Origin of the sequence: Corynebacterium tuberculostearicum, assembly GCF_046097255.1 — a bacterium.
Lineage (GTDB): Bacteria > Actinomycetota > Actinomycetes > Mycobacteriales > Mycobacteriaceae > Corynebacterium > Corynebacterium tuberculostearicum_J.
Map to the genome: position 1 here is coordinate 651511 of NZ_CP175770.1, position 23920 is coordinate 675430.

A 23920-nucleotide genomic window follows, 5' to 3' on the forward strand; every position below is an offset into this window, starting at 1 on the left:
TACCACCGCAAGATGTTGTCAATACGCTAAACTTACATTCGTGATTGATCTCAAGCTACTCCGCGAAAACCCTGACGTTGTCCGTGCTTCCCAGGTGAACCGAGGTGAGGATCCCTCCCTCGTAGACCAGCTCTTGGAAGCTGATGAGCAGCGCCGCGCTGCTATCCAAAAGGCCGACGAACTGCGCTCTGAACAGAAGGCTTTTGGTAAGAAGATCGGCCAAGCCTCCCCAGAGGAGCGTCCGGCACTGCTGGAGGGCTCCAATGAGCTGAAGTCTAAGGTCAAGGAGGCGGAAGAGGCACAGTCTGCCGCTGAAGCCAAGGTGGAGGAGCTGCAGTACAAGCTCGATAACGTGGTCGAAGGTGCCCCGGCCGGCGGCGAAGATGACTTCGTAGTGGTAGAAGAAGTAGGCCAGATTCCTGAGTTCGACTTCGAGCCAAAGGATCACCTTGAGTTGGGCGAGTCCCTCGGCCTTATCGACGTCAAGCGCGGCGCCAAGGTAGGCGGCGCTCGTTTCTACTACCTCACTGGCGATGGCGCCTTCCTGCAGCTGGGAATGCTGATGCTCGCGGCGCAGAAGGCGCGCGAAGCTGGCTTCAAGCTGATGATCCCGCCAGTTCTGGTTCGCCCAGACATTATGTCCGGCACCGGTTTCTTGGGCCAGCACTCCGATGAGATTTACTACCTGCCGGCCGATGATATGTACCTGGTCGGTACCTCTGAGGTGGCCCTTGCTGGTTACCACAAGGATGAGATCATCGACCTCTCCAATGGCCCGCTGCAGTACGCCGGCTGGTCCTCCTGCTTCCGCCGTGAGGCTGGCTCCCACGGTAAGGACACTCGCGGCATCCTGCGCGTCCACCAATTCGACAAGCTGGAGATGTTTGTCTACTGCAAGCCTGAGGACGCGGAAGAAATGCACCAGCGCCTTCTGTCCATGGAAAAGGACATGCTTGCAGCCATGGAACTGCCTTACCGCACCATCGATATTGCCGGTGGCGACCTCGGTTCTTCGGCGGCCCGCAAGTTCGACAATGAGGCTTGGGTTCCTACCCAAGGCACCTACCGTGAGCTGACCTCCACCTCGAACTGCACTACCTTCCAGGCTCGCCGCCTGTCCACCCGCTACCGCGACGAGAGCGGCAAGACCCAGACCGCAGCTACCCTGAACGGCACGCTGGCGACTACCCGCTGGCTCGTTGCCATTCTGGAAAACCACCAGCAGGCCGACGGCTCCGTCGTTGTCCCTGAGGCCCTGCGCCCGTTCGTGGGCAAGGATGTCCTGACCCCGCAGTAAGTCCGCCGTCGTCCTGGAGAGTTATGAACGCTGCGACGAATTTCCTGTACCGCCAGATCACCCATATCGGCAGGGGGGTGACTCTGGCACAGGGATTAAAAATGCGCCTTTCGGGGGAAGAAAATATCCCCGATAAGGGCGGCGCGGTGTTGGTCTGCAACCACACCGGCTACATGGATTTCCTTTTCGGCGCCTTTTTGGCCTATCGCAAGAAGCGTCTGGTGCGCTTCTTGGCTAAGGCTGGAATCTTCAAAGCACCGGTGGCGGGTCCGTTGTTGAAGGCCATGCATCACGTGCCAGTTGACCGTATCGATGGCAGCGCCTCCTTCCGCCAAGCGGTACAGCTGGCCAAGGACGGCGAACTCGTGGGCGTGTTTTCTGAAGGCACAATTTCCCGCAGCTTTGAAATCCGCAGCATGAAAAGTGGCGCCTCCCGCATCGCCTATGAGGCGGGGGTGCCGGTAGTCCCACAGGTCATTTTTGGTTCGCAGCGCCTGTGGACCAAGGGACACAAAAAGAACCTGGGACGGACCAAGACCCCTGTCTTTATTACCGCCCTCGAACCGTACTATCCCTCCGGCGATGCGGAGGCTGATACCGCGGAGATTCGACGCCGCATGCAAGAGGCATTGGAAGGGCTATGGGAGCAGTACGAAGCCGAATTTGGGCCCATGCCTGCCGGTGAATACTGGGTGCCCGCCCGTAAAGGTGGAGGGGCTCCTACCCTTGAAGAAGCAGAAGCTCGAGATGCTGAAGTAGAAACCGAGCGCCACCGCGTGCGCCGACTTCGCGACGATCTAGTTGGCCTCAAGGAACGCGTCTCCGTTACTACGGTGGACTTGGTGCGCAACCACATGGCCGCCGCCAAGGGGGCGGACGGGGAGGAGCCAAAGAATAAGGCGCGGACCGCCCCGGAGACCCTGGAGTGGATCAAGAACAACCTCAACGCCGTGGTAGATGAGGCAACCCGCGGCTTGGATGAAGGTCGCGATAAGGTCGCGGATATCATGGCGCAGCTGAAGTCGGATGTGGCGCAAACCCAAGCGTCCATCACGGCCAGCAGTAAGGAGATATGGGCTGGTTCCGTAGCGGAGCAGGGCCTGTTGGCGGCAGCCACCCAATCCCGGCTTATCGTCTCGCGCTTGCCGCACCGCATGAAGGCGCAATTCTCTTCCATCCCCCGCGTGGTAGTGGCGCAGAGCAGCGCGCTGAATTGGGAAGATGGCGCGCTAACTCCGCGATTGCACAAGGCTTTGGCAGATATCTACCCGGCGGCCGAAGTCCTGATCGTGATATCACCCGCCGGTGAAGTGGAAGTTCCGCAAGCCGTGTGGAGCGTTGTCGTTGATGAGGACGCTGTGCAGCCGCGACTCGATACCGATGCACTGTCCGTCACTGCCGCGACTGCGGTACAAGGCGTGGAGCGCATCCTCGAGGATCTGAAAGCTAAGCCGGAGGAGGCCCTGGTTTTTGCTAACGAGCCAGGAGATGAGGATTTCCTAGACCGGATGCCGGTGGTGGCGTTGGAAACTGCCCCTATTGAGGTGGTCAAAGGCGCTCAGGCGGTCACTTATTCTGCCGAGAAAGCAGGAATGTCCGAAGTGCTTGAAGCAATGGCGCGGTTAGCGCAGAAATAGCGAAGGATTTTCGTCCGCTTTGCACCCCCGCGAGGGGGTGGGTTTTCTTTTTGAATGGCTAAGTATTTTAAGAAAACTGACTGCTTACGGGCCTGAAACTTACGTGTGAGTAACCACATGTGTAACTCGCGTCCGTGACTCCTAACATAGATTTCAGGAGATAAAGTCTCTGCAGCCGCGGTGTGATACTTTCCACCGAAACCACAATTCACTGCTTTTGGCTGTGCTTTTGCCATCTCATTCATGGATTTATGGCGCAGGCACATGCAAGCACCAAGGAAGGAGATGCGGTCAGTAATGACCCAGCAAAGCAACCAATCCTTTAACCCCGAATACTTTGAAAATCTATGGAATGGATACGCGGATGAGGACTACGACGTAGTCATCATCGGTGGGGGTTCCGTAGGCGCCGGTGCGGCAGCGGACGCCGCTACCCGTGGTCTCAAGACCGCCGTCATTGAGGCGCGCGACTTCGCCGCAGGTACCTCTTCTCGCTCCTCCAAGATGTTCCACGGTGGCCTGCGCTACCTGGCCATGTTTGACTTCCGCCTAGTGGCGGAGTCCCTCAAGGAGCGCGAGCTGAACATGTCTACCCTGGCACCCCACCTAGTGAAGCCGCTGAAGTTCATCTTCCCGCTGACCCACCACGTATGGGAGCGCGTGATGATGTTCGGCGGCTTTACTCTTTATGACCTCATGGGTGGCGCCAAGAGCGTCCCTATGCAAAAGCACCTGACCCGAAAGGGCGTGCTTAAGGTAACTCCGGGCCTGAAAGAAGATGCCATTGTGGGCGGCGTGCGTTACTACGACACCCTGGTTGATGACGCCCGCCACACCATGACCGTGCTGCGTACCGCCGCCGAGTACGGTGCCGACGTGCGTACCAATACCGAGGTCATTGGCTTTGACAAGGACCGCGGCGGCCGCATCGTAGGCGCCAAGGTGCGAGACACCGCCACCGGCCGCGAGACCACCGTGCGCGGCAAGGTCTTTATCAACGCCACCGGCGTATGGAATGACAAGATCCAAGAGATGGCCGGCGTGGAAGGCAAGTTCACCGTTCACGCCTCGAAGGGCGTGCACATCGTCGTGCCGAAGGATGCGCTCGATGCAGAGGCGGCCCTGTGCTTCGTCACCGAAAAGTCCGTCCTCTTCGTTATCCCGTGGGGCGAGTACTGGATTATTGGTACCACCGATACCGATTGGGAAAAGGGTCTTTCCTTGCCAGATCCAGCACCAACCAAGTCCGATATTGACTACATCTTGGATCAGGTTAACCAGCGCGTTCGCCGCAAGATCACCCGCGATGACATCGTGGGCGTCTACTCCGGCCTGCGCCCGCTGCTGTCCGGCAAGTCCGATTCCACCACCAACCTTTCCCGCAACCACGCCGTCGCACGCGTGGCCCCAGGTATGGTCTCTGTCGCCGGCGGTAAGTACACCACGTACCGCGTCATCGGTAAGGATGCCGTGGACCTGGCGGTGAAGGAACTGGGTACCAAGGTCCCAGAGTCCATCACCGAGCAAACCCCGATCCTGGGCGCCGCCGGCTACCATGCCTTGGCCAACCAGGTCCCATCCTTGGCTCGTCGCTATAACCTGAGCGAGAAGTTCATTGAGCACCTGCTCGGCCGCTATGGCTCCCTGCTAGGTGAGGTTTTGGCACCAGCAGCAGAGGATGCCTCCCTGCTCGAGCCAGTTCCTGGTGCCGAGTCCTACCTGTGGGCCGAGGTCCGCTACGCCGTCACCCACGAGGGTGCATTGCACTTGGAAGACATCTTGTCCCGCCGCCTGCGCATCGCCATCGAGTACGGCGACCGCGGTGTGAATGCCGCCCCGGCCGTTGCTGATTTTGTAGCACCGCTGCTGGGCTGGAGCGACGCCGACAAGGAGCGCGAGGTATCCCAATTCAAGGCCCACACGCAGGCCGAACTTGAAGCAGAAGCTGCGGTAACTGACCGTGAGGCCAATGACATTTTGGTACGCGCAGGATCCGCCCGACCCACCCAAAACGAGGTATAAGTTATGACCGGATTTGATGCATTCCTGTGGGAGTTTATCGGCACTGCGTTGCTGCTCCTTCTAGGTAACGGCGTATGTGCGCTGGTTAACCTGCGCACCTCTGGCGCACGCGGCTCCGATTGGATCGTTATCGCCCTGGGCTGGGGCATGGCGGTCTTTGTCGGCGCGAGCGTGGCCGATCCCACGGGCGGGCACCTCAACCCCGCCGTCACCGTAATGTTGGCCGTCAATGGCTCGCTTGAGTGGTCCCTGGTCCCGTACTACTTCCTGGGCCAGATCCTCGGCGCTATCCTCGGTGCCATCCTGGCATGGGCTGCCTTCAAGCAGCTTTTCGACGCCAATAATTACGACGACGCCGGAAACGTCACCGGCGCCAATAAGGACACCAACGGTATCTTCTTTACCAAGCCGGCACATCCTAAGAACGGCTGGAATGCGGTGACGGAGTTCATCGCCACCTGCGTGCTGTTGATGTTCATCGCCTTCGGCCCCACCGGCGGCGAGCTTGGCCCAATGAGCTACTTCGCTGTTGCTTTCGTTGTGGTGGCGGTCGGCCTGTCCCTTGGTACCCCTACGGGTTATGCCATCAATCCGGTCCGCGACCTGGGCCCGCGAATTGCTTATGCATTCATCTTGCCCATCCAGGACAAAGGCAGCGCGAACTGGGGCTATGCTTGGGTCCCCATCGTGGCCCCATTGGTCGCAGCCGTAGCCGTTGGACTGTTGTCCGTTGCGCTCTAATTTCATCTTCGTATAGGAGACTAGACACATGACTAACAAGAAATACGTCGCCGCTATCGACCAGGGAACCACGTCGACGCGCTGCATCATCTTTGACCACAACGGCGAGCAGGCTGCCGTTGGCCAGCTCGAGCACGAGCAGATCTTCCCGGAAAAGGGCTGGGTAGAACACGACCCAGAAGAAATCTGGAGCAATACCCGTCGCGCCGTCGGTGAAGCGCTTGCCAATGGCGACATCACCGTGGAAGACATTGACTCGGTGGGTATCACCAACCAGCGTGAGACGACCGTGGTGTGGGATAAGCACACCGGTAAGCCGGTCTACAACGCCATTGTCTGGCAAGATACCCGTACCACCGCCATCTGTAAGGAACTCTCGGGTGAGGAAGGACCGGAAAAGTGGCGCCGCCGCACCGGCCTGATTATCAACTCCTACCCGGCTGGTCCAAAGGTGAAGTGGATCCTCGATAACGTCGAAGGTGCTCGCGAGCGTGCCGAGGCAGGCGACCTGCTCTTCGGCACCATTGATAGCTGGCTGCTGTGGAACCTCACCGGCGGCGCCGAGGGCGATGCCGGCCACGAAGCGTTGCACGCCACCGACGTCACCAACGCCTCCCGCACCTTGCTGATGGACATCGAAAAGCTGGAGTGGGATGAGGAATTGTGTAAGGAAATGGGCATCCCGATGTCCATGCTGCCGGAGATTCGCCCGTCCCTGGGTGATTTCCGTACCGTGCGTGAGCGCGGCTCGCTTTCCGGCGTTCCTATCCGCGCCATCCTGGGTGACCAGCAGTCCGCGATGTTCGGCCAGGGTTGCTTCCGTGCAGGTTCCGCAAAGAATACCTACGGAACCGGCCTGTTCCTCCTGCTGAATACGGGTACCACCCCGAAGTTCTCCGAGAACGGCCTGCTGACCACCGTCTGCTTCCAGCGCGAGGGCGAGCGCCCCGTGTACGCCCTCGAGGGCTCTGTATCCATGGGTGGTTCCCTGGTGCAGTGGCTGCGCGATAACCTGCAGATCATCCCCAACGCTGCGTCCATCGAAAACCTCGCGCGCGAAGTTAAGGACAACGGCGGCGTTTATATCGTGCCGGCCTTCTCCGGACTCTTCGCTCCGTACTGGCGCCCGGATGCTCGCGGCGTCATCGTGGGCCTGACCCGCTTTGCTAACCGCAAGCACTTGGCTCGCGCCGTGCTCGAATCCACCGCGTACCAGACACGCGATGTTGCAGACGCTATGGTGGCGGACTCCGGCGTGGAGATTACCGAGCTGCGCGTGGATGGTGGCATGACCATGAATGAACTGCTGATGCAGTTCCAGTCCGATATCCTCGGCGTGGAAGTACACCGCCCGAAGAATATCGAGACCACCGCTACCGGTGCTGCCTTCGCGGCAGGCTTGGACCATGGCTTCTGGGATGATCTCAGCGTCCTGGGCAGCCAGACCGGAGACATGAAGGTATTCAAGCCGAAGCGCGATAAGGAAGAGGTAGAGGGGCTCTACCGCGACTGGAAGCGCGCAATTAAGCGTTCCCTGGAGTGGGAGGATAATGAGGACGAGGACCTGAACATCTAAGTCCTGATGTAAACTCGCGGGTATGGAGAATTTCCCAGCCCACGCGCCTCGCCTCATCGCGAGCGATATTGACGGCACCCTGCTGGACCGCAACCATCGCGTCCCGCGTCGCAATCGTGACGCCGTGGCGCGGGCAGTCCAACAGGGTGCCTATTTTGCGCTTTCTACCGGTCGTCCGTTCCGCTGGATTGCCCCGGTGCTGGAGCAGCTGCCCGTGCGGCCGGTATGCGTAACCTCGAACGGTGCTGTGTTGTATGACTCCGCGGAGGATCGGGTGATGTCCGCCCACGAGCTTTCGCCCGCCGCGTTGGCGGAGGTGGTGGACGTGGCCCAGACCGTACTGGGCACCGTGGGCTTTGGCGCGGAGCGGGCAGGGGGCTCGCTTGCCGACGCCGTCGAGGACCTCTTCGTAGTCGAGCGCCACTACTCCGAAAACGCCCTGTTTGAGGGCTTCGGCGTGGTCAGCATGGGCGAGCTAGTGGGGCAGCCGGCGGTGAAGTTCCTCATCCGCAACACGGACTTCTCCGCCCCAGAGCTCTATGAGCTCATTGCGCCGCACATCGATCCGGAGCTCGCGCACCTGACCTATTCCATGCAGGAGGGAATATTGGAGGTTGCCGCACCCAATGTGACTAAGCGCCGCGGGGTGGAATGGCTGGCGGAGCACACCGGCGTCGCCCAGCAAGAGACTATTGCCTTTGGGGATATGCCCAACGATATCGAGATGCTGACGTGGGCCGGCTGCGGCGTTGCCATGGAAAACGCCCACCCGGAGGTTAAGGCGGCCGCGGATGCGGTCACCGTGGCTAACCACCAGGCGGGCGTCGCTAAGGTGCTAGAGCGCTGGTTCTAGTCGGTGAAGATGTCTACCTTTTCCGTTTCGGTGTTGTAGACAATCTCGCCACCCTGGAACTTCACGCGGATTTCCTTGCCATTCTTTTCCTCGTTGGAGGTCGGCAGGCCGAGCTTGGAGGCATTATCGCCCTCGGACCACTTCTTGGCAATCTCACCCGTCAGCGCCTTGGTGCCGGACTCCTTGGAGGAGAGCACCACGCCATTTTGGAAGAGCTGGTAAAGGATCTTGCCGCCGTCGGTAGTATCCGGGCCGCCGACTGCCAAGCCTAGGACTGGGCCGAAAGCGTTGAGGACGGAGGTCCACGATTCCTTCAGGCCTTCGTTGCTGGAGACCTGGACAACCTTATTGACAATCTCCGGGATATCGCCGGTGGTCAGGTTGCCCGCCACCTTCTGATCGGTATCAGGCTTCTGCAGGCGCTCATTGGCGATGAGCACGCCGAAGACTGCGGCAGCGATGCCGGCAAGGGCGGAGATAGTGGAGACCGGTACCTCGACCTCGCCAAGCGAGGACATGATTTCTCCGCCCACCTGTTGCGGGGTCTTGGGGGTATTTGGTTGCGGGGTCTTGGGGGTATTTGGCTGTGGAGACTCTTGCCAGTTCAGGTCCGTGCTGTTCTTGCCGGACTTGATGGCATCCGCCTTGCGCTTGGTATTCTTTCGAATCTCGTCCCAGTGGCGCGTGGTGTACTGGCCCGGGCAAGCCGTGTAGTGGAAATCGTTGTGGCCCGCGAAGGCCGGCACGGTGGCCGTGGTTCCTGCAGGGAACTTGGAGCCGTTGAATCCGCCGGAGTACAAGCTGGCCTTGCCCATTGGATCGATGCCAGAAATAGCGGCCTTCCAGCCGGCAATCTCCGCCACGGAGTTGAGCATCTCGCGGGAAGGCTCGGTTTCCTCGTAGTTGCCAATCATGGAAATGCCCCAGTTATTAGAGTTGAAGCCACCCACGTGGGCACCCTGTACGGCCTTGTCCAAGCCGCCGTAGCGGCCTTCGTAGATGGTGCCGAATTTATCCACCAGCACGTTATAGCCGATATCGCACCAACCCAGGGTCTGCGCATGGTACTCGTATGCGCCGCGTACCTGTGCCGCTGCCTGTGCGCGGGTGTAGTTATTGGTACCCGCGGTGTGGTGCAGGGTCATGGCCTTGAGGCCATCGTCGTAGGTTGGCTCCTGGCAGCGCTTAGATTCGTCTGCTCCCCAGCCGGCGCGGGTGACTACCTTAGGCATGCCCGCGGTCTCCGCGGTGGGCTCGATGGCTTCGCCTTCTTGAGCGTTGCCGTCGATAAACACGGCGTCGAGATCCGCAACCTGGGTGTGCTCATCGGCCACGGGGGAGATATCGCCGACGTTGTACGCAAGTGGCGCGGGGCGGTTGGCATCAGCGCCCTTGGCGGCCTTGTCTAGGAGGGAGTCTTCCTTCTTGTCGAGGTTGGAACCGGTCACGAGGTCAACGTTGGCCATGGAAACCTGCACATCGTTGGTATCGCCCACGAAGATGAGTTCGGTGCCGTTCTTGCCCTCGGTGTAATTCATTGCATCCATGGGCAGCCACTCGCTCCAGGAACCGTCCTGCTGCTTGGAGCGGACGAAGGAGTTGATATCTCGCTTGCCCTCCCAGGTGACGGCGAACATGTTGAAGGTTTCGTCGCGGTGGAACTGCTTGACCGCGCGGCGGCTTTCGCCGTCGCCCTGAGCGGCTACGGCTGGGTCATCGACGACGATGGATTCGCCGTCACTGAAGCTAGAGGAGGAATTTTTGACCTCAATGGGACCGCCGTTGGCGGAGTCTTGGGTCTTGAGAACTTGCTGTCCGCCGAATGCGGCCGTCACGGCGAGTGCGATGGAGGTGACCGCCGCGATGACGGGGGTGGACCATTTTGACCTGGTGGGTACTAGTCGACGTCGTTGTTGCACTGTTATCTCCCTAGGGTTGTGCAGCTGTAAAAACGGTTGCCAAGAGTTAAGAGTTGATAGTGATGGTACGTTTGTGACTTCTGTGAAATCTGTTGCGACACGCCGATGCGCCGTGTCAGCTGCCGTAGTGCAATAAAGTGGAGGCCATGACTTCTTATGACCTCATCGTTGTTGGCTCTGGATTTTTTGGTCTAACGGTTGCCGAGCGCGCCGCTAGCCAGCTGGATAAGAAGGTGCTCATTGTGGAGCGCCGCAATCACCTCGGCGGCAATGCCTACTCCGAGGCCGAACCCACCACCGGAATCGAGGTGCACAAGTACGGCGCGCACCTCTTCCACACCTCTAATAAGCGCGTGTGGGATTACTGCAATAAGTTCACCGATTTCACCGACTACCAGCACCGCGTCTTTGCCATGCACGATGGCACCGCCTACCAATTCCCGATGGGCCTGGGTCTTATCAACCAGTTCTTCGGCCGCTACTACTCCCCAGATGAGGCCCGCCAGCTCATCAAAGATCAGGCCGGCGAGTTCTCCCCGGAAGAAGCGCAAAATTTGGAGGAAAAGGCCATCTCGCTCATCGGCCGCCCGCTATATGAGGCCTTTATCCGCGATTACACCGCGAAGCAGTGGCAGACCGACCCGAAGGAGCTGCCGGCCGCGAATATCACTCGCTTGCCGGTGCGCTATACCTTCAATAATCGCTACTTCAACGACACCTATGAGGGTCTGCCGGTCGACGGCTACGCGGCATGGCTAGAAAACATGGCTGACCACGACAATATTGAGGTCCGCTTGGATACCGATTGGTTCGAGGTTCGCGAGGAGCTGCGCGCCGAGTCTCCGGATGCGCCCGTGGTCTACACGGGCCCACTTGACCGCTACTTTGATTTTGCCGAGGGCGAGCTGGGCTGGCGCACCCTCGACTTTGACTTGGAGGTGCTGGATACCGGCGATTTCCAGGGCACGCCGGTGATGAACTACAACGATGCGGACGTGGACTACACCCGTATCCATGAATTCCGCCATTTCCACCCGGAGCGCAAGGATAAGTACCCGAAGGACAAGACGGTCATTATGAAGGAATACTCGCGATTCGCCGACAAAGGCGATGAGCCGTATTACCCGATTAATACCCCGGAAGATCGCACCAAGCTGGAGGCCTACCGCAAGCTCGCTGCCCAGGAGTCGAAGGAGAACAGGGTTCTCTTCGGTGGCCGCTTGGGTACCTACCAGTACCTGGATATGCACATGGCTATCGGTTCCGCGCTGTCCATGTTTGATAATAAGCTCGTACCATTTTGGAACGAGGGCAAGGCTATCGAACAGGAGCGTGGCCACTAAGCCGAACTTCGTCAACAGAACACTTAACACTCAACACACCACCCAACACACCACACTATGGAGTGTTGGGTGGTGTGTTGTATGTAGTGTTGTGTAGTGTCGCGCAGACCGGGAAAATATGATTGACCTGCGAAATCATCCCGTACTGTGAGAATTTCGGACAAGGAACGCGCATGAACACTACACAACACCCCACAGTGTGTGTAGTGTTGTGTGTAGTGTTTGAGGGTGTTCAGGAGCGTTGAGCGCTGATAGGGGGTGAGTGATTGTGGTCTGGGACGATGACCAGGCGGAAATCGCCGAGATCATTGGAAGCCTGCGATCTCAGGACACCGATACGCGCGCCGTTGAGGTCAAGGCAGCTGTGGGAGGTTTTCCCAAGAAGCTCGTTCGCTCTATCTCTGCATTTGCTAACGGGACCGGTGGAATCATCATCTTAGGGCTGGATGAAGACAACGGGTTCGTTACGGTACCAGGCTTTGATGCTACTGCCATGGCGGATGCCCTGGCTGGCGCATGCGCAGACCTCGTAACCCCGTCGGTTCGCGCCCAGATCGACATTGTTGAGTGGGAGGGCGCGAGCATTGTCGTTGGCACCATTCCCGAATGTGCTCCTTTTGAGAAGCCTTGCTGGGTCGTTTCCCAGTCGAAGTATCACGGCAGCTATATCCGGGTCCATGATGGGGACCGCGTACTAAAGCCATACGAGATTGACCGGCTGGAGGAAAACAAGACCCAGCCGGAATGGGATCTGGAGCCGGTTCCGGCTGCTGACATCGACGATCTGGATCCTGACATTGTGGCCGAGATCTTGGCCCGCGAGCGCTCCATCCATGAACGCATTTTTGGACGGTTGAGCGATGAAGAGGCGATGTTAGCGCTCCACCTGATTACCCGGAACGACAACGGAAAACTAGTGCCAACTCTGGGCGGGCTTATGGCAGCGGGCACTTATCCGCAACAGTTTTTCCCGCGGCTCAACGTGACCTTTGCAGCATATCCCGGCACCGATAAAGCGGCCGGGATGGGCAAGCAGCGCTTCCTCGACAACGAAAGTCTGGTGGGGCCCATTCCGATGCTGGTCGCGGATGCCGTGCGGGCAGTCCGACGCAATATGCGCGTCGGAGGCGTAATCGAGGGAGTCTTCCGTAAGGACTTGCCGGACTATCCTCCGGGGGCTGTGCGCGAGGCAGTCGCTAATGCGCTTATGCACCGTGACTATTCGCCGCAGGCGCGGGGCACGCAAATACAAGTGAACCTGTATGTCGACCGGCTGGAGATCCTCAACCCCGGTGGTCTTTATGGAACGGTCACCGTTGATCGATTGGGCACTGCGGGTATGTCTAGCGCGCGCAATCAACATTTGTCTGCGTTGCTGGAGGTGACTCCTGCCGGTGACGGAGATGGGTACGTTGCGGAAAATCGTGGTACCGGATATATCGAGATTCTCGACCAACTGGAACAGCAGCTGCTGCCGCCGCCGGTACCACGGGATTCATTGACCGAATTTGAACTCACCTTTGCGCGGCGAAATCCGACTACCCCGGAGCGCACCGCGGCGTTGGGCGGCGGAACCCGCGGGCGCGTGCTCGACTATCTTCGCGAACACAGGACAGCGTCCAGCCGCGAATTGGCAGGGGCTGCAGGGCTGTCCCTCAACGGAGTGCGCAGGATCATCAACGAACTTGTTGAGGAAGGCGTCATCGTGCGCACTGAGCCGCTGAAGAGCCCGAAGCAGCGCTATCGGCTGCAGGGCTAACCACGGTGTTCAACGTCACCTTGTTCGCGCGCCGCCGCTGAATACCTTGGCGCGAATTTCTCCATCTGTTCAAGCACGAGCTTGATGGCCTCCGGCGCCTTGTCCGGTGGATACTTGTAGTCGCGTAGCAACCTACGGACCGAGCGGCGTAGTTTCGCACGTACGTCATCGCGTACTGTCCAGTCGGTCTTTGCATCGCGACGCAGCATGGAAACGAGCCGGCGTGCGATTTCTGCAAGAACTTCGTCGTCCATGAGCTCGGTTGCGGATTCGTTTGTCGACACCGCGTCGAAGAAGGTGAGCTCGTCATTGCCTAGTGGCGGGGTGAATTGTTCACCGCGTTTGCTTTCCTTGACAATCTCCTTGGACAGGCGGATGAGTTCGGCGATGATTTCAGCGGCCGTGAGCTGCTGATTGGTGTACCGATTCATCAGCTCGGTGATCCGCTCGGAGAACTGCTTAGAGCGCAGCTCGTTGTTACCGGTCGCGGTGCGGGCTTCCTGCTGGAGCTGGCGGCGCAAGCCATCGATGAGCAACGAGACCTCAGAGGGGGATTGTTTGTCCTTGAACAGGTCGACTGTGAGATCCTGCAAGTTCGGAATCTCAATCCCGGCCTGGCGGTAGATGTCGATGACACCGGTGGCCTCAGCCGAATCAACGACCAGCTTGCCTAGGGCGTTGCGGATGGAGTCGCTAATCGGCTCTCCGTTGGCGACGCGGTCGCCTGCATCGAGCTTGATGAGCCAGTTCTTGACCTCGGAATAGAACCGCACGCTGTTGCGGTACTCCTCGGCGGCAGGGCTGTTGGACGCAAGCGCCCAGGCACGCGCGAGCCTTCCAGCCTGACGCTTGAACTCATCAGCGACGGGACGCGCGTTTGGCTTCTCGGGGTCGTAGTTGCCTTCGGTTCTTGGATTGCGCAGGAAACCAGTGACATCGAGCAAGGCACGGCGAAGGTTGGCGTCATCGATGAAAGCGGTGTTCTTCCATTCGATTCCTACGATGGCGTCGAGACGAGCCAGGAATCCCTTCGCCAGATTGAGCGCTTCTTCGACGTCCTGGCCTGTGACCTTGGTTCCGTCGTCGGAGGGGTTGAGCGTGAACTCAGCCAGCGCCTTCTCCAGGTTCTCAACCAGCGGAGCATAGGCCACGAGGAGGCCATCCTGCTTGTCGCGGAACGTGCGGTTCACACGGGCCAACGTCTGCATCAGCAGCGCGCTCTTGAGCGAGCGGTCAATGTAGAGCGTGTGTAGCGGCGGTGCGTCGAAGCCGGTGAGCATCATGGATTGGACGATGGCGATCTCGAGCTCATCATCAACATCCTTGATGCGGTTCTTCACTGCCTTGAGCGCACTCGGTCGGCGCATATGGACCTTGAGCTCTTCAGGATCCGAAGGCGCTGCAGAGTAGATCACCTTGATCTTGCCCTTGTCATCGGCATCGTTATGCCAGTCCGGGCGCTTTTCCACGATCTTGGAGTAGAGGCGTGCCGCAATGGAACGTGTGGCGGTCACGATCATGGCTTTGCCCGGTGCACCGATGAATTCCTGCATGTTCTCGCGGCGGTCTTCCCAATGACGGACGAAGTCCGCAGCCAGTTCATCCAAGCGGTCGTCGGAACCATAGATGATCTCCAACGCGGCGACGGAGCGCTGAATCCGGTCGCGCTCCACCTCGTCGAGACCCGTGAGCACTTCCTCAGCGGTGTCATCAATCTCGTCATCGGTAATCCCAGCAATGCGCTTGAGTGGGATGAGGCGCGGCTCGAAGTAGACAGGCACCACGGCACCATCTTCGACGGCGCGGTTCATGTCGTAGATGTCGACGTCATCGCCGAAGACCTTGCGCGTGTTGCGGTCCCATTCCTTGAGCGGGGTGCCGGTAAACGCCAACATGGTGGCATTCGGCAGCGCATTACGCAGGTGCTGTGCGTAACCATCGGCGGCGGTATCGCCAAAGCCATAGTGGGAGCGGTGTGCCTCATCAACGATGACCACAATGTTGCTGCGGTCAGAGAGCAAAGGGTGCTCCTTTTCGCGGAGCTCGCCCTTTCCATTCAAGCCAAACTTCTGGAGCGTGGAGAAGTAGATGCCGCCGGAGGTCTTCTGTGAGAGCAGCTCACGCAACTCAGCACGCGACTCGATATTGCGCGGTGCCTCCGGCAGGATGGTGGACCGGTTGAAGGTCTCGAAGAGCTGCTCATCGAGCTCCGTGCGGTCATTGAGCACAATGACGGTCGGGCTGTGCATCTCGGGCCGACGCATAATCTTGGCGGTGTAGAGCTCCATCTCCATGGACTTGCCCGCACCCGTCGTGTGCCAGATGACGCCAGCGCGCTTGTCGCCGCGCGCCGCCGTGATCGTGGAACCCACAGCCTTGGTCACCGCGAAGTACTGGTGCGGCTTCGCTATGCGCATGACTAGCCCCTCGGCCGTGTCATCGAACGCCGTGAAGTCGCTGTAGAGCTGTCCAAAACGCTCCACATTAAACAGACCATCAAGCAACAGGTCCAGCTGTGTGACCGGCTCGCCGGCCACAACCATGTTGTTGGGGTCTACCGGGCTGCCGTCCTCATTCACATTCCACGGCGCAAAGTGGTTCCACGGAGTAAACGGCGTACCGTACTTCGCGCTGAGGTCATCCGAAGGAATCACAATATTGGCAAAGCGGAAGGCCATGCCGAATTCCTTGACGTACGTCTGCAGCTGGTTGTATGCGCCCTCGACGGAGGTATTCGCGCCCGTCTTCTTCAGCTCAATGAACGCCAGCGGCATGCCGTTGACGTAACAGACCACATCGAATCGACGCTCTCCATCAAGGTTCGCAACGGTGACCTGGTTGAGTGACAAGTAGTCGTTCTTGTGCGGCTGGGAGGACAGGAAATAGATGGTCGGGTTCTGCACGTTGCCCTCGTGGTCGATGTACTCGATACCGCGGTAGCCCTCCACTAGAATCTGGTGAATGCGCCGGTTCTCCGCAATCGCGGACTGTGACTTCGGCGTGATGACCTCACCAATCGCCTGGTCGAGGTACTCCTCCGGTACGCCCGGGTTGAGGTTGCGCACGGCATTGCGCAGACGCCCGCGCAGCACGATGTCATTCCACGTGTCGCGCTCGCCGGAGCCCGGCGCAAAGTCTGGGCCATGCCCAGACACCCACTCCAGGTCAGCCAGGTTGTCCTGGACGATGAGTTCGAGGGATTCTTCGCTCAGCATGAGCTTCTCCTTAGGGGTTGTAGAGGTAGGGGTGCTTAGCTTTCCCACGCCGCCGTGCCCGCAACGTTCGCAACCTCCTCCGCCTCACCGACCGTAATGCGGCCGCTCATGAGGAGAGGAAGGAGCTCGTCGCGGGTGCGGGCGAGTTGTAAATTCTGGATCTCAAGGCTTGTGGCAAGTCTCCAAAGTGAATTTCCGAGTTGATTCGTTTCTTCCGACATCTGGGCGGGGACTTCGACTTCCTGGTCTAAATCGCCACGCTTAATATGCCCCATCGTTGTGGCCTTACCAGCGGCAATCATTTGGAAATATTCGAGCTGAGCATCGATTGCTTGACGGAGAGCCCATAAATCCAGTTGTCCATTGGGAACCACTTTGAAGATGTGTTGATTGACAATTGCCTGGTCAAAGGGCCAACGCTTGGTCATGAGGGTTCCCGACCAAGAAAATAGAAGTTCGCCGGGATCGACGACGTTGTCTGGTGCCGCATCGATGTCGTTGTAGACGGTTCGACTTCCAATTCCGGAATTCATTTCTGCAATGCGGACGACAACTCGGCCTGTTCCAGAGGCTCCCTTCGTAAAAGCGCGACCATTGATAAATGACGCTAATGAGCTTAAGGAAGCAGAGACGTTGCTAAGAGAAAGTTCTTTTTGCCAAAGGGCTCTTAGGATTTCATCGATTTTTGAAATTGACGTTTGGTTTGCGGCAAGCTTATCGTCAAGAGCTCCAAGCAAATGAGCGATTTTTAGCTGTTCTTGCCGGTTTGGCAAACGGACGGTCTCGCGGTCGAGAAACTGTTCGAATTGAAAGTTTGCAATGCCGGTGGATCGGTTTTGGTAATTCCACGTTTGTCCTTTGGCATACATATTCTGGAGCCAGTAATAAACAAAGTGGGGTACCGCTTTTTCTGTGTCAATTACGAGACGTCGGCAGAAGCTAGCAGGAATTAGGGGACTATCTGCATCGTTAACCATCTTTTGCGTAATAAAGATCGTTCTACCGGTTGGGCGAGCCTTTGTACCGCCTGAAACCTCAAGGACAATATCGCCTGGATTCAGAACTCGGTTTGGGATTCTAGAGGATTTTTCGAATCTGATTGGAGCCGAAGAAATATCTTGGAAAGCCGCAGCCGGGAAATCTGCGCCCCGAATGACCGTAACTTCGTTTGTGTCGTCCTGAAGTTCTTCTGCTCCCCAGCCACCGCCGATTGCGAACTTGGTCAGCTCGCGCATGGTCAAGATATTCATTACTTCAACCTCCCCAGCTGTTCGCGCACAGCCTTGTCCAAGCGGGCGGCGTCGTCAAGCGCGGCGGTGAGTTCGCCGGTGAGTCGGGCAATCTTCTCGTCGATGGGCTCGTCGTCTTCTTCGGCCTCGGCGAAGCCGACGTAGCGGCCAGGAGTCATCGCGAAGTCGGCGTCGCGGATGTCATCGAGGGAGGCGGACTTGCAGAAGCCGGCGATGTCTTCGTAGGCCTCGTCCTTCGGAGCAGAGGTGCGGCCGCGCCACAGGCGGAAGGTGTCGGCGATCTTCTGGATATCCTCGTCGCTGAAGGTACGCTCCGTGCGGTCAATCATGTGGCCGAGCTCGCGGGCATCGATGAAGAGCACCTGATTGGTGCGGTCGATGGAGCCTTTGGAACCCGCCTTCTTGTCCTTGGCGAAGAACCAGACACAGACCGGAATCTGCGTGCCGCGGAAGAGCTGTGCAGGAAGAGCGATGACGCAGGAGACGATGTCGTCTTCCACCATGGCCTGGCGGATATCGCCTTCACCGGAGGAGTTCGACGTCATCGTGCCGTTAGCCATGACGACGCCAGCCTCACCCTGAGAGGTGAGCTTGGAAATGATGTGCTGCATCCACGCGAAGTTTGCATTGCGCTTGGGCGGGACGCCGTACTTCCAGCGGGAGTCCTCCTCGTTTCGCGACCAATCCTTGATGTTGAAAGGCGGGTTGGCCATGACATAGTCCATCTTTTTATCCGGATGAATGTCGCGGGCGAAGGTGTCGGCCCAGCGCTCGCCGAGGCCGGCAGAGCTAATGGCGTGGATGGCCAGGTTCATCTTGGCCATGCGCCAGGTGCGCTCGTTGAGCTCCTGACCGTAGATGGCCAAAGCAGTGCGGTCCTTTTCCGTGGTTTCGAGGAACTTCTCAGCCTGCACGAACATGCCGCCTGAGCCGCAGCACGGGTCATAGACGCGGCCCTGGGTCGGCTCCAGGATTTCCACGAGAGTGCGGACGACGGGGCGGGGAGTGTAGAACTCGCCGCCACGCTTGCCCTCAGCACGGGCGAACTTCTCCAGGAAGTATTCGTAGACCTCACCCAGCAAATCGCGAGCGCGCTCGGGACCCTCCGCGGTGAAGCGCGTGGTGCTGAACAAGTCGATGAGTTCGCCCAAACGACGCTGGTCAACGCTATCTGAGGCGAAGTTCGTGGGCAGGGTACCTAATAGCGACTCATTGTCCAGCATGAGCTGCTTCATCGCGTTATCGATGAGCTTGCCAATGGACTGGTACTCCTGGCCGGCGTCGGCCGTCTTGCCCTTCGAGTTGTCGCGCAGGAAGGTCCAACGAGCGATGCGGTCCACCCAGAAAACGTTCTTCTCACGGTAAGCGTCGATATCCTCCAGGTCTTCCTGGATGTACTCTTCGCTATCGCCGCGCTCCTCGCCTTCAGCACGCAGCTCCGCGCGCCGGGCGTCGAAAGCATCAGTGACGTATTTGAGGAATACCAGTCCTAGGACGATGTCCTTGTACTGGGATGCGTCCATGGAACCGCGCAGCTTGTCTGCTGCCCTCCATAAAGTGTCCTTGAGCTCTTTGAGGGTGGTGGCGGAGGCAGACTCTACGTTCTGCTCATCCTTGACTGAGTTAGTCATTTTTCTCCTTACATATAACGGGGTTTTGTTCGTTTGAATGTTGAACTCTGTTATTAGCCTGGCGGGGATTGTCCACGAGATTCAGCGATGGTGACAGCACCGGTACCTATCGACATGACGAGGCCGTGCTCAAGTTCATCGAGGCTATGTAACTGTTCTAAGAGCTGCTGGCGTCGTGCGCGGAGCTGGTGTTCCACCGAGCCGAGGTGCTTCGCATTCCCACGTGGAAAGACGGGGAAGTACAGCGAGCTCAGCTCGGAGGAGACAGCTTCGTTAATAGCCTTCTCTACGAGGTAGGGAAGGCAGACCTGTTCCAAGGGAGTGTGGCTGCGTCCACGGAAGGTGCGGCATCGTAGTGCTTGAGCCGGTGCAGTGACTAGCTTGCCGCCTTCCTCATCGATGAGCGCGCGTGGTCTTGGGTTCTTGATGAAGACCACGTCCCCTGGTTCTGTGAGGGTGCCGCGCGGTGCAATGTCTTCCAGCCGGAGACGATCGATGCAACGTGCGCCCTGTGGAATGCTCCCCAGAATTTCGGGTTCACCGATGAGTTCCAGTTTTGCTACTGCTTCAGGGGCGAGATCATGTTCGGCAATGCGGGATCCGCTGAGTTTCTGCAGTACCCCAGTGCGAGCGTTGGTCGCGGCCTTCCACGGTAGGTACTCAAGGCGCGTTGCCCCCGATTCAGCGCGCATACCAATCTTTGGCTGCGCGTCCTCCAGCCCTGCTGAACTGATGTCTAATCCTGCTTGATGCGCGGTATGCATGAGATCGGCGGCGGAGGACGTCGACGTAGAAGAAAAGACCGAGTCATCGAGAGAATGAGTACGACTGCGCCAGGCATCAGCGGCGCGAAGAATACGACCGCGGACAAAGGCGTGCTTGCGTGCTTCATCCGGTGTGGTGAGCATGGTTGCCCAGTCTGAGACGAGACCGGGTCTCTTAAGGTCCGGCACGTCAGCGATAACCACAGCAGCATCGGCAGGGTTGCCTATGGCCTCGCGATTAGGGCGCTTGAGAATCCATAGTGCGCCCTGCTGCTGTCCGCGGTCCGGAAAAATACCTCGGGGCAGCCGTGCGCTGTAACGCAGCGGTGCAATTGCGCCGGTTTCGGTCGGTGCGAGGAACCGCCGTCGGACGACCTGCGCTAAAGAGTCCTCGATAAGCATGTCTGCGGTGGAAATGCAGAACATTGCGCCGCGCTCGTCTAAGTTGTCGAGCAAGTCCTGGAGGTGCTCGAAGTATTCGGGCGCAGTCTTTGGAGGGGAAGGAACAGCGTGGACGAGGAGAGAATTCGCTGGGATCTCCTCGCTAGCGTCGATGAATTCCACGTTTCGGCACGCTAGTTCGGCCCAATAGAGAGAGTCTGGTGCGCAGTCTTTTCGATATCCGATGCTGAGCACCAGTGTCTCTTCGAGTTCCCGGGTGAGTCCAGTGACGAAACCTAGGCTGTATTCATCAGTAGGGATGATAGGTGGAGTTGGGTTCTCTAGCGTGAGGGCTTCCGATACTGCTTGCATAGCGCGGGAAGTAAATCGGGAAGAGAGTGTGACCTGGCGCTGAGCACTGAGGTCATCTGCAAGACGGGCGAGCGCGGCCGCGGGCCCGAAAGCTGCCTCGGCTACCTGCTCTGCTGCTTTTGCGATATCAGCTTCAGGGGCATCAGAAGGAATGTTGTCTGCTGCGCGCTGGTACGCCGCGGTAAGAGAGTCGATTACTGCAGCAGAGGGCGAAAAATCCTGAGGGGAGAGAGCCGTGTTGCAGTTCAAAAGGCCCAAGGCCGCGCGTGCCGGATTGCGGAGCAGCATTCGGTAGAGCGAAGAATAGAAGAGGGCATCTTCAACGGCTGTGTCGCGGCGGCCGAGCTTGGTTGCTCGCAGCCAGTCTTGAATTTCGGTGATGGCGTAGTAGGGGTGGCCATCATGTTCTCCGTAAGGGGAGGGGAAGGGCACGTTGGATTCTGAGTTAAAGCGCTGAATCCACTCGTTGACCGCGGGGCGCGTAACGCCGGTCAGCCGGGCGACATCGGCGAGTGTCAGTGTTGCGGTCACTTGAGGCCTCCTTTCATGGGGTAGTGATGGGGAATAAGGGCGAGCGGTCATTGCTGATTGCTCTGTCCACTACGTTAAAGGAACTCGAGTGAAGTAAACAGCTTTTAGTATGGTAATCGTCCTGAAGGGGGCTTAAGGCTGGTTAATTAATACTAAAAAGTGTTGCCCGAGAGTGGTTTGGGTTTCGTGGGGATCGGGCTTCAAAAGCGCATGACTTGCTGACGTGTTCGGTCAGATCCGGTGCTAAAGCGGGGGATTGATGTGCACTTTGTGGCCGATTTCCTGCTTGTAAACGTGTTGGCTCGGGCTGTCTGTCGATGTCGACATGTGCATGGCTATCGTTTCCGCGCTGAGCATGTTCGACATCAAGCTGGCTCCGTTCTGGAACGAGGGCAAGGCCATTGAGCAGGAGCGTGGCCACTAAGCGCTATACTTAATCACCTCTGAGGAAAGGAGGTGACGGCATGGCTGACCGCCGCATGTGGAAAATGTCGCCGGAGCGGCTGCAAGAGCATCTGAAATTACGTAGCCGCGCATCGCGCATTCCCGATAAAAAGAAGGAACAGTCCAAGAAGGCCTGCCGGAACTCCCGGCGGGCCTTTCCGCTTTTTGGTGCAGAAAACTATTGGGTTATTCCCAACCGTTTGACTTAACCCAACGTTAACCATTAAAGTTAACGACAGGTTAACAATTAGCAAACGGGACAATAATCCGAGAAAGGGGATAACAATGAACCAGTTTGAAACCCTGCGCCAGGATCTGCACGAGAACTACGGCCACGAGTACACGGCCGCGGAAATCGATGCCAAGCTCGATGAGGTTATTGCCAAGCACACCAAGAAGGCGGAGCTCGAGGAATTCGTGCCGCTTTTGGTGGAGCGTGAGGTGCGCGACTACTTCGGTGCTCACCGCCTGCACGTACGTTTTGCCGCCGGTGCCAATAATGCGCTGGCCCAGGCCGCAGCGGAACTGACCCGCAAGCACGCCGGCGAAGCCCTCTTTGTAGATACCGCCGTTGCTCACCCAGAAAACGAAGCGGAAGGCCACCTTGCCCACGTCATGAACGAGCGCGGCATGGGTGAGGCCCCGAATAAGTACCTCGATGAGGTGCGCACGGTAGCGATGCCGGATTACATCGTGTTCTTGGGCCGCGAGGTAGAACGCGATGAGGCGGGCAAGGACATCAAGATTTGGGATATCCCTGCCGCGGATACCGTGGAGGAGGCGCGCGAATTGGCTGATGACCTCGAAGCTCGCGTGCTCTACATGCTCAATAAGCTGGGCATCGATCCGGTAACCGAGCCGGTCAACGCCTAGAAGCGATAGGGGTCGGGCAGCTGGGAGGAGACGTTATTATTAGCCACCCAGAAGCCCGCAAACCTATAGGGCATGTAGTGCGTGCCCATACCGGGGCGCCATTCCGGCGTGCCCAACAGTGGGGGAGTTTTGCGGTCGCGCTGCGGATATAGCCGTTCTGGCAGCGCGCCCACCATGGGGTGATAGTCCTCGAGGACGCGAGCGAAGGCGGAATCGAAGTCTTCCCGCGACAAATCCTGGGACAGGTCGCTAATGCGCTGCGTTATCTGGCGCAAGCTGGCGTTGTCGGGCTGGCGGGAGAGGGCCGCTTGGGCGTCGCCAAGCAGCCATTGCACCTCGCCCGCGCGCACCGCAGTATCGCCGGCGCAGAAATTTTCCAGGGAATCTATCTGCGCTGCGGCCGTATTGATCTGCTTGAGCGCTTTGTACGCCTCCTTGATGGAGGCAGCGTGAAGCGAATAGTCTTGGATGTCCTCCAGCGCCTTGAGCGTCGGCCGCGCATCGGTGTACTGATTGACCAGAGAGCGCCACTGTACCTTCAGGTAGTCGCCCGCTAAGGGGGAATGCAGGGCGTCAATCCGTGCTTCCGTGCGCTTGATGAGTTCCTCAGCCCCGTCGCGAGCGCCCTTAATATAATCGAAGCGCTTGCGCACTCGGGCGCGGCGGATGAACAAGTAGGTAATGAGGCCAACCGCGCCCAGAACCACGAGCACCATAGTGGCCGCGATGAATACGGACCACGTGGGCATATCCTGCGTATTTTGCCGGCGCACCGTGGTATCCGCGGCGGCGCGCGTCGCCAGGATCATGCCGACGGTATAGTCATCGTCCGCCAGCGCCGGCCGCATCTGGTCCAAGATGCCGTCCATGCGGCCCTCGTCATAAATCTTGATGTCCTGGCACACCTCTGTGCCGCAGTGCACAGCCATGCTATTGGGCTCAAAACCTACCGCGATGACGAGCACATTTTTCTGTAGCCCACTTCCGCTGATGAACTGTGGATGCTCGCGGGCCAAGTCATGGAACAGAGTCCGGGAAAATTCCTCGCCCGAATTCGGATACGTAGCGTAGACGACCTCGTGCACAGAATCCGGCAAATGCATGGACTGCGCTTGCGATTTGATGGCGTCTTCGTCCGAATTGCTGAGGATTTGGGCGTGGTCCAGAAACTCCACCGCGGGCTTTTCCTCTGCGATAGCGGCGGGCGCGCTGGCTACAGCGAGAAGACCTACTGCTGCCGCGCAAGGAACCCATCTCATGATGTTCCATATTACGGGCTCCGCGTGTAAACCGTAGTACTTATGCAAAAGCA

Annotated in this window: 16 protein-coding genes; 10 read left to right on the forward strand and 6 right to left on the reverse strand. The window is 58.6% G+C overall.

All coding sequences use genetic code 11. The features are described 5' to 3' along the window. The first annotated feature begins 40 nt into the window (after positions 1–40). The 6 genes from serS to ACKFRY_RS03340 all read left to right on the forward strand — a co-directional run bounded on the left by serS (position 41) and on the right by ACKFRY_RS03340 (position 8126). Entirely contained in the window at positions 41–1297 is a 1257-nt protein-coding gene (gene serS, locus ACKFRY_RS03315; protein ID WP_408923181.1) for a serine--tRNA ligase, read from the forward strand. A gap of 101 nt (positions 1298–1398) precedes the next feature. Continuing rightward, positions 1399–2934 (forward strand): lysophospholipid acyltransferase family protein, encoded by a 1536-nt coding sequence (locus ACKFRY_RS03320; protein ID WP_408923182.1) that lies wholly within the window; start codon positions 1399–1401, stop codon positions 2932–2934. A gap of 297 nt (positions 2935–3231) precedes the next feature. Next, positions 3232–4956, forward strand: coding sequence for a glycerol-3-phosphate dehydrogenase/oxidase (locus ACKFRY_RS03325; protein ID WP_408923183.1), 1725 nt, complete (start codon positions 3232–3234; stop codon positions 4954–4956). 3 nt (positions 4957–4959) lie between these two features. Then, on the forward strand, positions 4960–5697 hold the full coding sequence (locus ACKFRY_RS03330; protein WP_005325393.1) for an MIP/aquaporin family protein: 738 nt from the start codon (positions 4960–4962) through the stop codon (positions 5695–5697). Between the two features lie 28 nt (positions 5698–5725). Continuing rightward, on the forward strand, positions 5726–7273 hold the full coding sequence (gene glpK / locus ACKFRY_RS03335; protein ID WP_005325394.1) for a glycerol kinase GlpK: 1548 nt from the start codon (positions 5726–5728) through the stop codon (positions 7271–7273). A gap of 22 nt (positions 7274–7295) precedes the next feature. Then, positions 7296–8126, forward strand: a complete 831-nt coding sequence (locus tag ACKFRY_RS03340) for an HAD family hydrolase (protein WP_408923184.1) — start codon at positions 7296–7298, stop codon at positions 8124–8126. Here ACKFRY_RS03340 and ACKFRY_RS03345 read toward each other — a convergent pair. After that, positions 8123–10045: an N-acetylmuramoyl-L-alanine amidase gene (locus ACKFRY_RS03345; RefSeq protein WP_408923185.1), complete on the reverse strand. Its 1923-nt coding sequence runs from the start codon at positions 10043–10045 to the stop codon at positions 8123–8125. The genes ACKFRY_RS03340 and ACKFRY_RS03345 overlap by 4 nt on opposite strands. A gap of 146 nt (positions 10046–10191) precedes the next feature. Here ACKFRY_RS03345 and glf point away from each other — a divergent pair, with 146 nt between their 5' ends. Both glf and ACKFRY_RS03355 read left to right on the forward strand, forming a co-directional pair. Next, positions 10192–11388 (forward strand): UDP-galactopyranose mutase, encoded by a 1197-nt coding sequence (gene glf / locus ACKFRY_RS03350; protein WP_200288536.1) that lies wholly within the window; start codon positions 10192–10194, stop codon positions 11386–11388. Positions 11389–11656: 268 nt separating this feature from the next. Continuing rightward, positions 11657–13147, forward strand: coding sequence for an ATP-binding protein (locus ACKFRY_RS03355; protein ID WP_408923186.1), 1491 nt, complete (start codon positions 11657–11659; stop codon positions 13145–13147). Here ACKFRY_RS03355 and ACKFRY_RS03360 read toward each other — a convergent pair. Genes ACKFRY_RS03360 through ACKFRY_RS03375 form a run of 4 tightly spaced genes read right to left on the reverse strand, consistent with a single transcriptional unit; the run spans position 13144 to position 21291 of the window. Then, positions 13144–16362: a type I restriction endonuclease subunit R gene (locus ACKFRY_RS03360; RefSeq protein ID WP_408923187.1), complete on the reverse strand. Its 3219-nt coding sequence runs from the start codon at positions 16360–16362 to the stop codon at positions 13144–13146. The genes ACKFRY_RS03355 and ACKFRY_RS03360 overlap by 4 nt on opposite strands. A 35-nt stretch (positions 16363–16397) precedes the next feature. After that, positions 16398–17612 carry a restriction endonuclease subunit S gene (locus tag ACKFRY_RS03365; RefSeq protein ID WP_225746295.1) on the reverse strand — a complete coding sequence of 405 codons (1215 nt, stop codon included), beginning with the start codon at positions 17610–17612 and terminating at the stop codon, positions 16398–16400. Then, positions 17612–19243, reverse strand: a complete 1632-nt coding sequence (locus ACKFRY_RS03370; RefSeq protein WP_408923188.1) for a type I restriction-modification system subunit M — start codon at positions 19241–19243, stop codon at positions 17612–17614. Before ACKFRY_RS03370 ends, ACKFRY_RS03365 begins: the two co-directional genes overlap by 1 nt. 53 nt (positions 19244–19296) lie before the next feature. Then, positions 19297–21291 carry a helix-turn-helix transcriptional regulator gene (locus ACKFRY_RS03375; protein WP_408923189.1) on the reverse strand — a complete coding sequence of 665 codons (1995 nt, stop codon included), beginning with the start codon at positions 21289–21291 and terminating at the stop codon, positions 19297–19299. Between the two features lie 464 nt (positions 21292–21755). Between ACKFRY_RS03375 and ACKFRY_RS03380 the strand changes: the two genes are divergently transcribed. Beyond that, positions 21756–21944, forward strand: coding sequence for a hypothetical protein (locus tag ACKFRY_RS03380; protein ID WP_005325400.1), 189 nt, complete (start codon positions 21756–21758; stop codon positions 21942–21944). A gap of 76 nt (positions 21945–22020) precedes the next feature. Further along, a complete protein-coding gene (locus ACKFRY_RS03385) occupies positions 22021–22608 on the forward strand; it encodes a three-helix bundle dimerization domain-containing protein (RefSeq protein ID WP_408923190.1) in 588 nt (195 codons plus the stop codon). Here the strand turns inward: ACKFRY_RS03385 and ACKFRY_RS03390 are convergent. Beyond that, positions 22605–23867 (reverse strand): hypothetical protein, encoded by a 1263-nt coding sequence (locus tag ACKFRY_RS03390; RefSeq protein ID WP_408923191.1) that lies wholly within the window; start codon positions 23865–23867, stop codon positions 22605–22607. The two genes, ACKFRY_RS03385 and ACKFRY_RS03390, sit on opposite strands and share 4 nt — an antisense overlap. Positions 23868–23920: the final 53 nt, after the last annotated feature.

Coding starts and splice junctions, on each gene's coding strand:
- ACKFRY_RS03330 (WP_005325393.1), top strand. CDS start 4,960: ATGACCGGATTTGATGCATTCCTGTGGGAGTTTATCGGCACTGCGTTG.
- ACKFRY_RS03360 (WP_408923187.1), bottom strand. CDS start 16,362: ATGCTGAGCGAAGAATCCCTCGAACTCATCGTCCAGGACAACCTGGCT.
- ACKFRY_RS03380 (WP_005325400.1), top strand. CDS start 21,756: ATGGCTGACCGCCGCATGTGGAAAATGTCGCCGGAGCGGCTGCAAGAG.
- ACKFRY_RS03390 (WP_408923191.1), bottom strand. CDS start 23,867: ATGAGATGGGTTCCTTGCGCGGCAGCAGTAGGTCTTCTCGCTGTAGCC.
- ACKFRY_RS03325 (WP_408923183.1), top strand. CDS start 3,232: ATGACCCAGCAAAGCAACCAATCCTTTAACCCCGAATACTTTGAAAAT.
- ACKFRY_RS03320 (WP_408923182.1), top strand. CDS start 1,399: ATGCGCCTTTCGGGGGAAGAAAATATCCCCGATAAGGGCGGCGCGGTG.
- ACKFRY_RS03370 (WP_408923188.1), bottom strand. CDS start 19,243: ATGACTAACTCAGTCAAGGATGAGCAGAACGTAGAGTCTGCCTCCGCC.
- ACKFRY_RS03340 (WP_408923184.1), top strand. CDS start 7,296: ATGGAGAATTTCCCAGCCCACGCGCCTCGCCTCATCGCGAGCGATATT.
- glf (WP_200288536.1), top strand. CDS start 10,192: ATGACTTCTTATGACCTCATCGTTGTTGGCTCTGGATTTTTTGGTCTA.
- ACKFRY_RS03365 (WP_225746295.1), bottom strand. CDS start 17,612: ATGAATATCTTGACCATGCGCGAGCTGACCAAGTTCGCAATCGGCGGT.
- ACKFRY_RS03385 (WP_408923190.1), top strand. CDS start 22,021: ATGAACCAGTTTGAAACCCTGCGCCAGGATCTGCACGAGAACTACGGC.
- glpK (WP_005325394.1), top strand. CDS start 5,726: ATGACTAACAAGAAATACGTCGCCGCTATCGACCAGGGAACCACGTCG.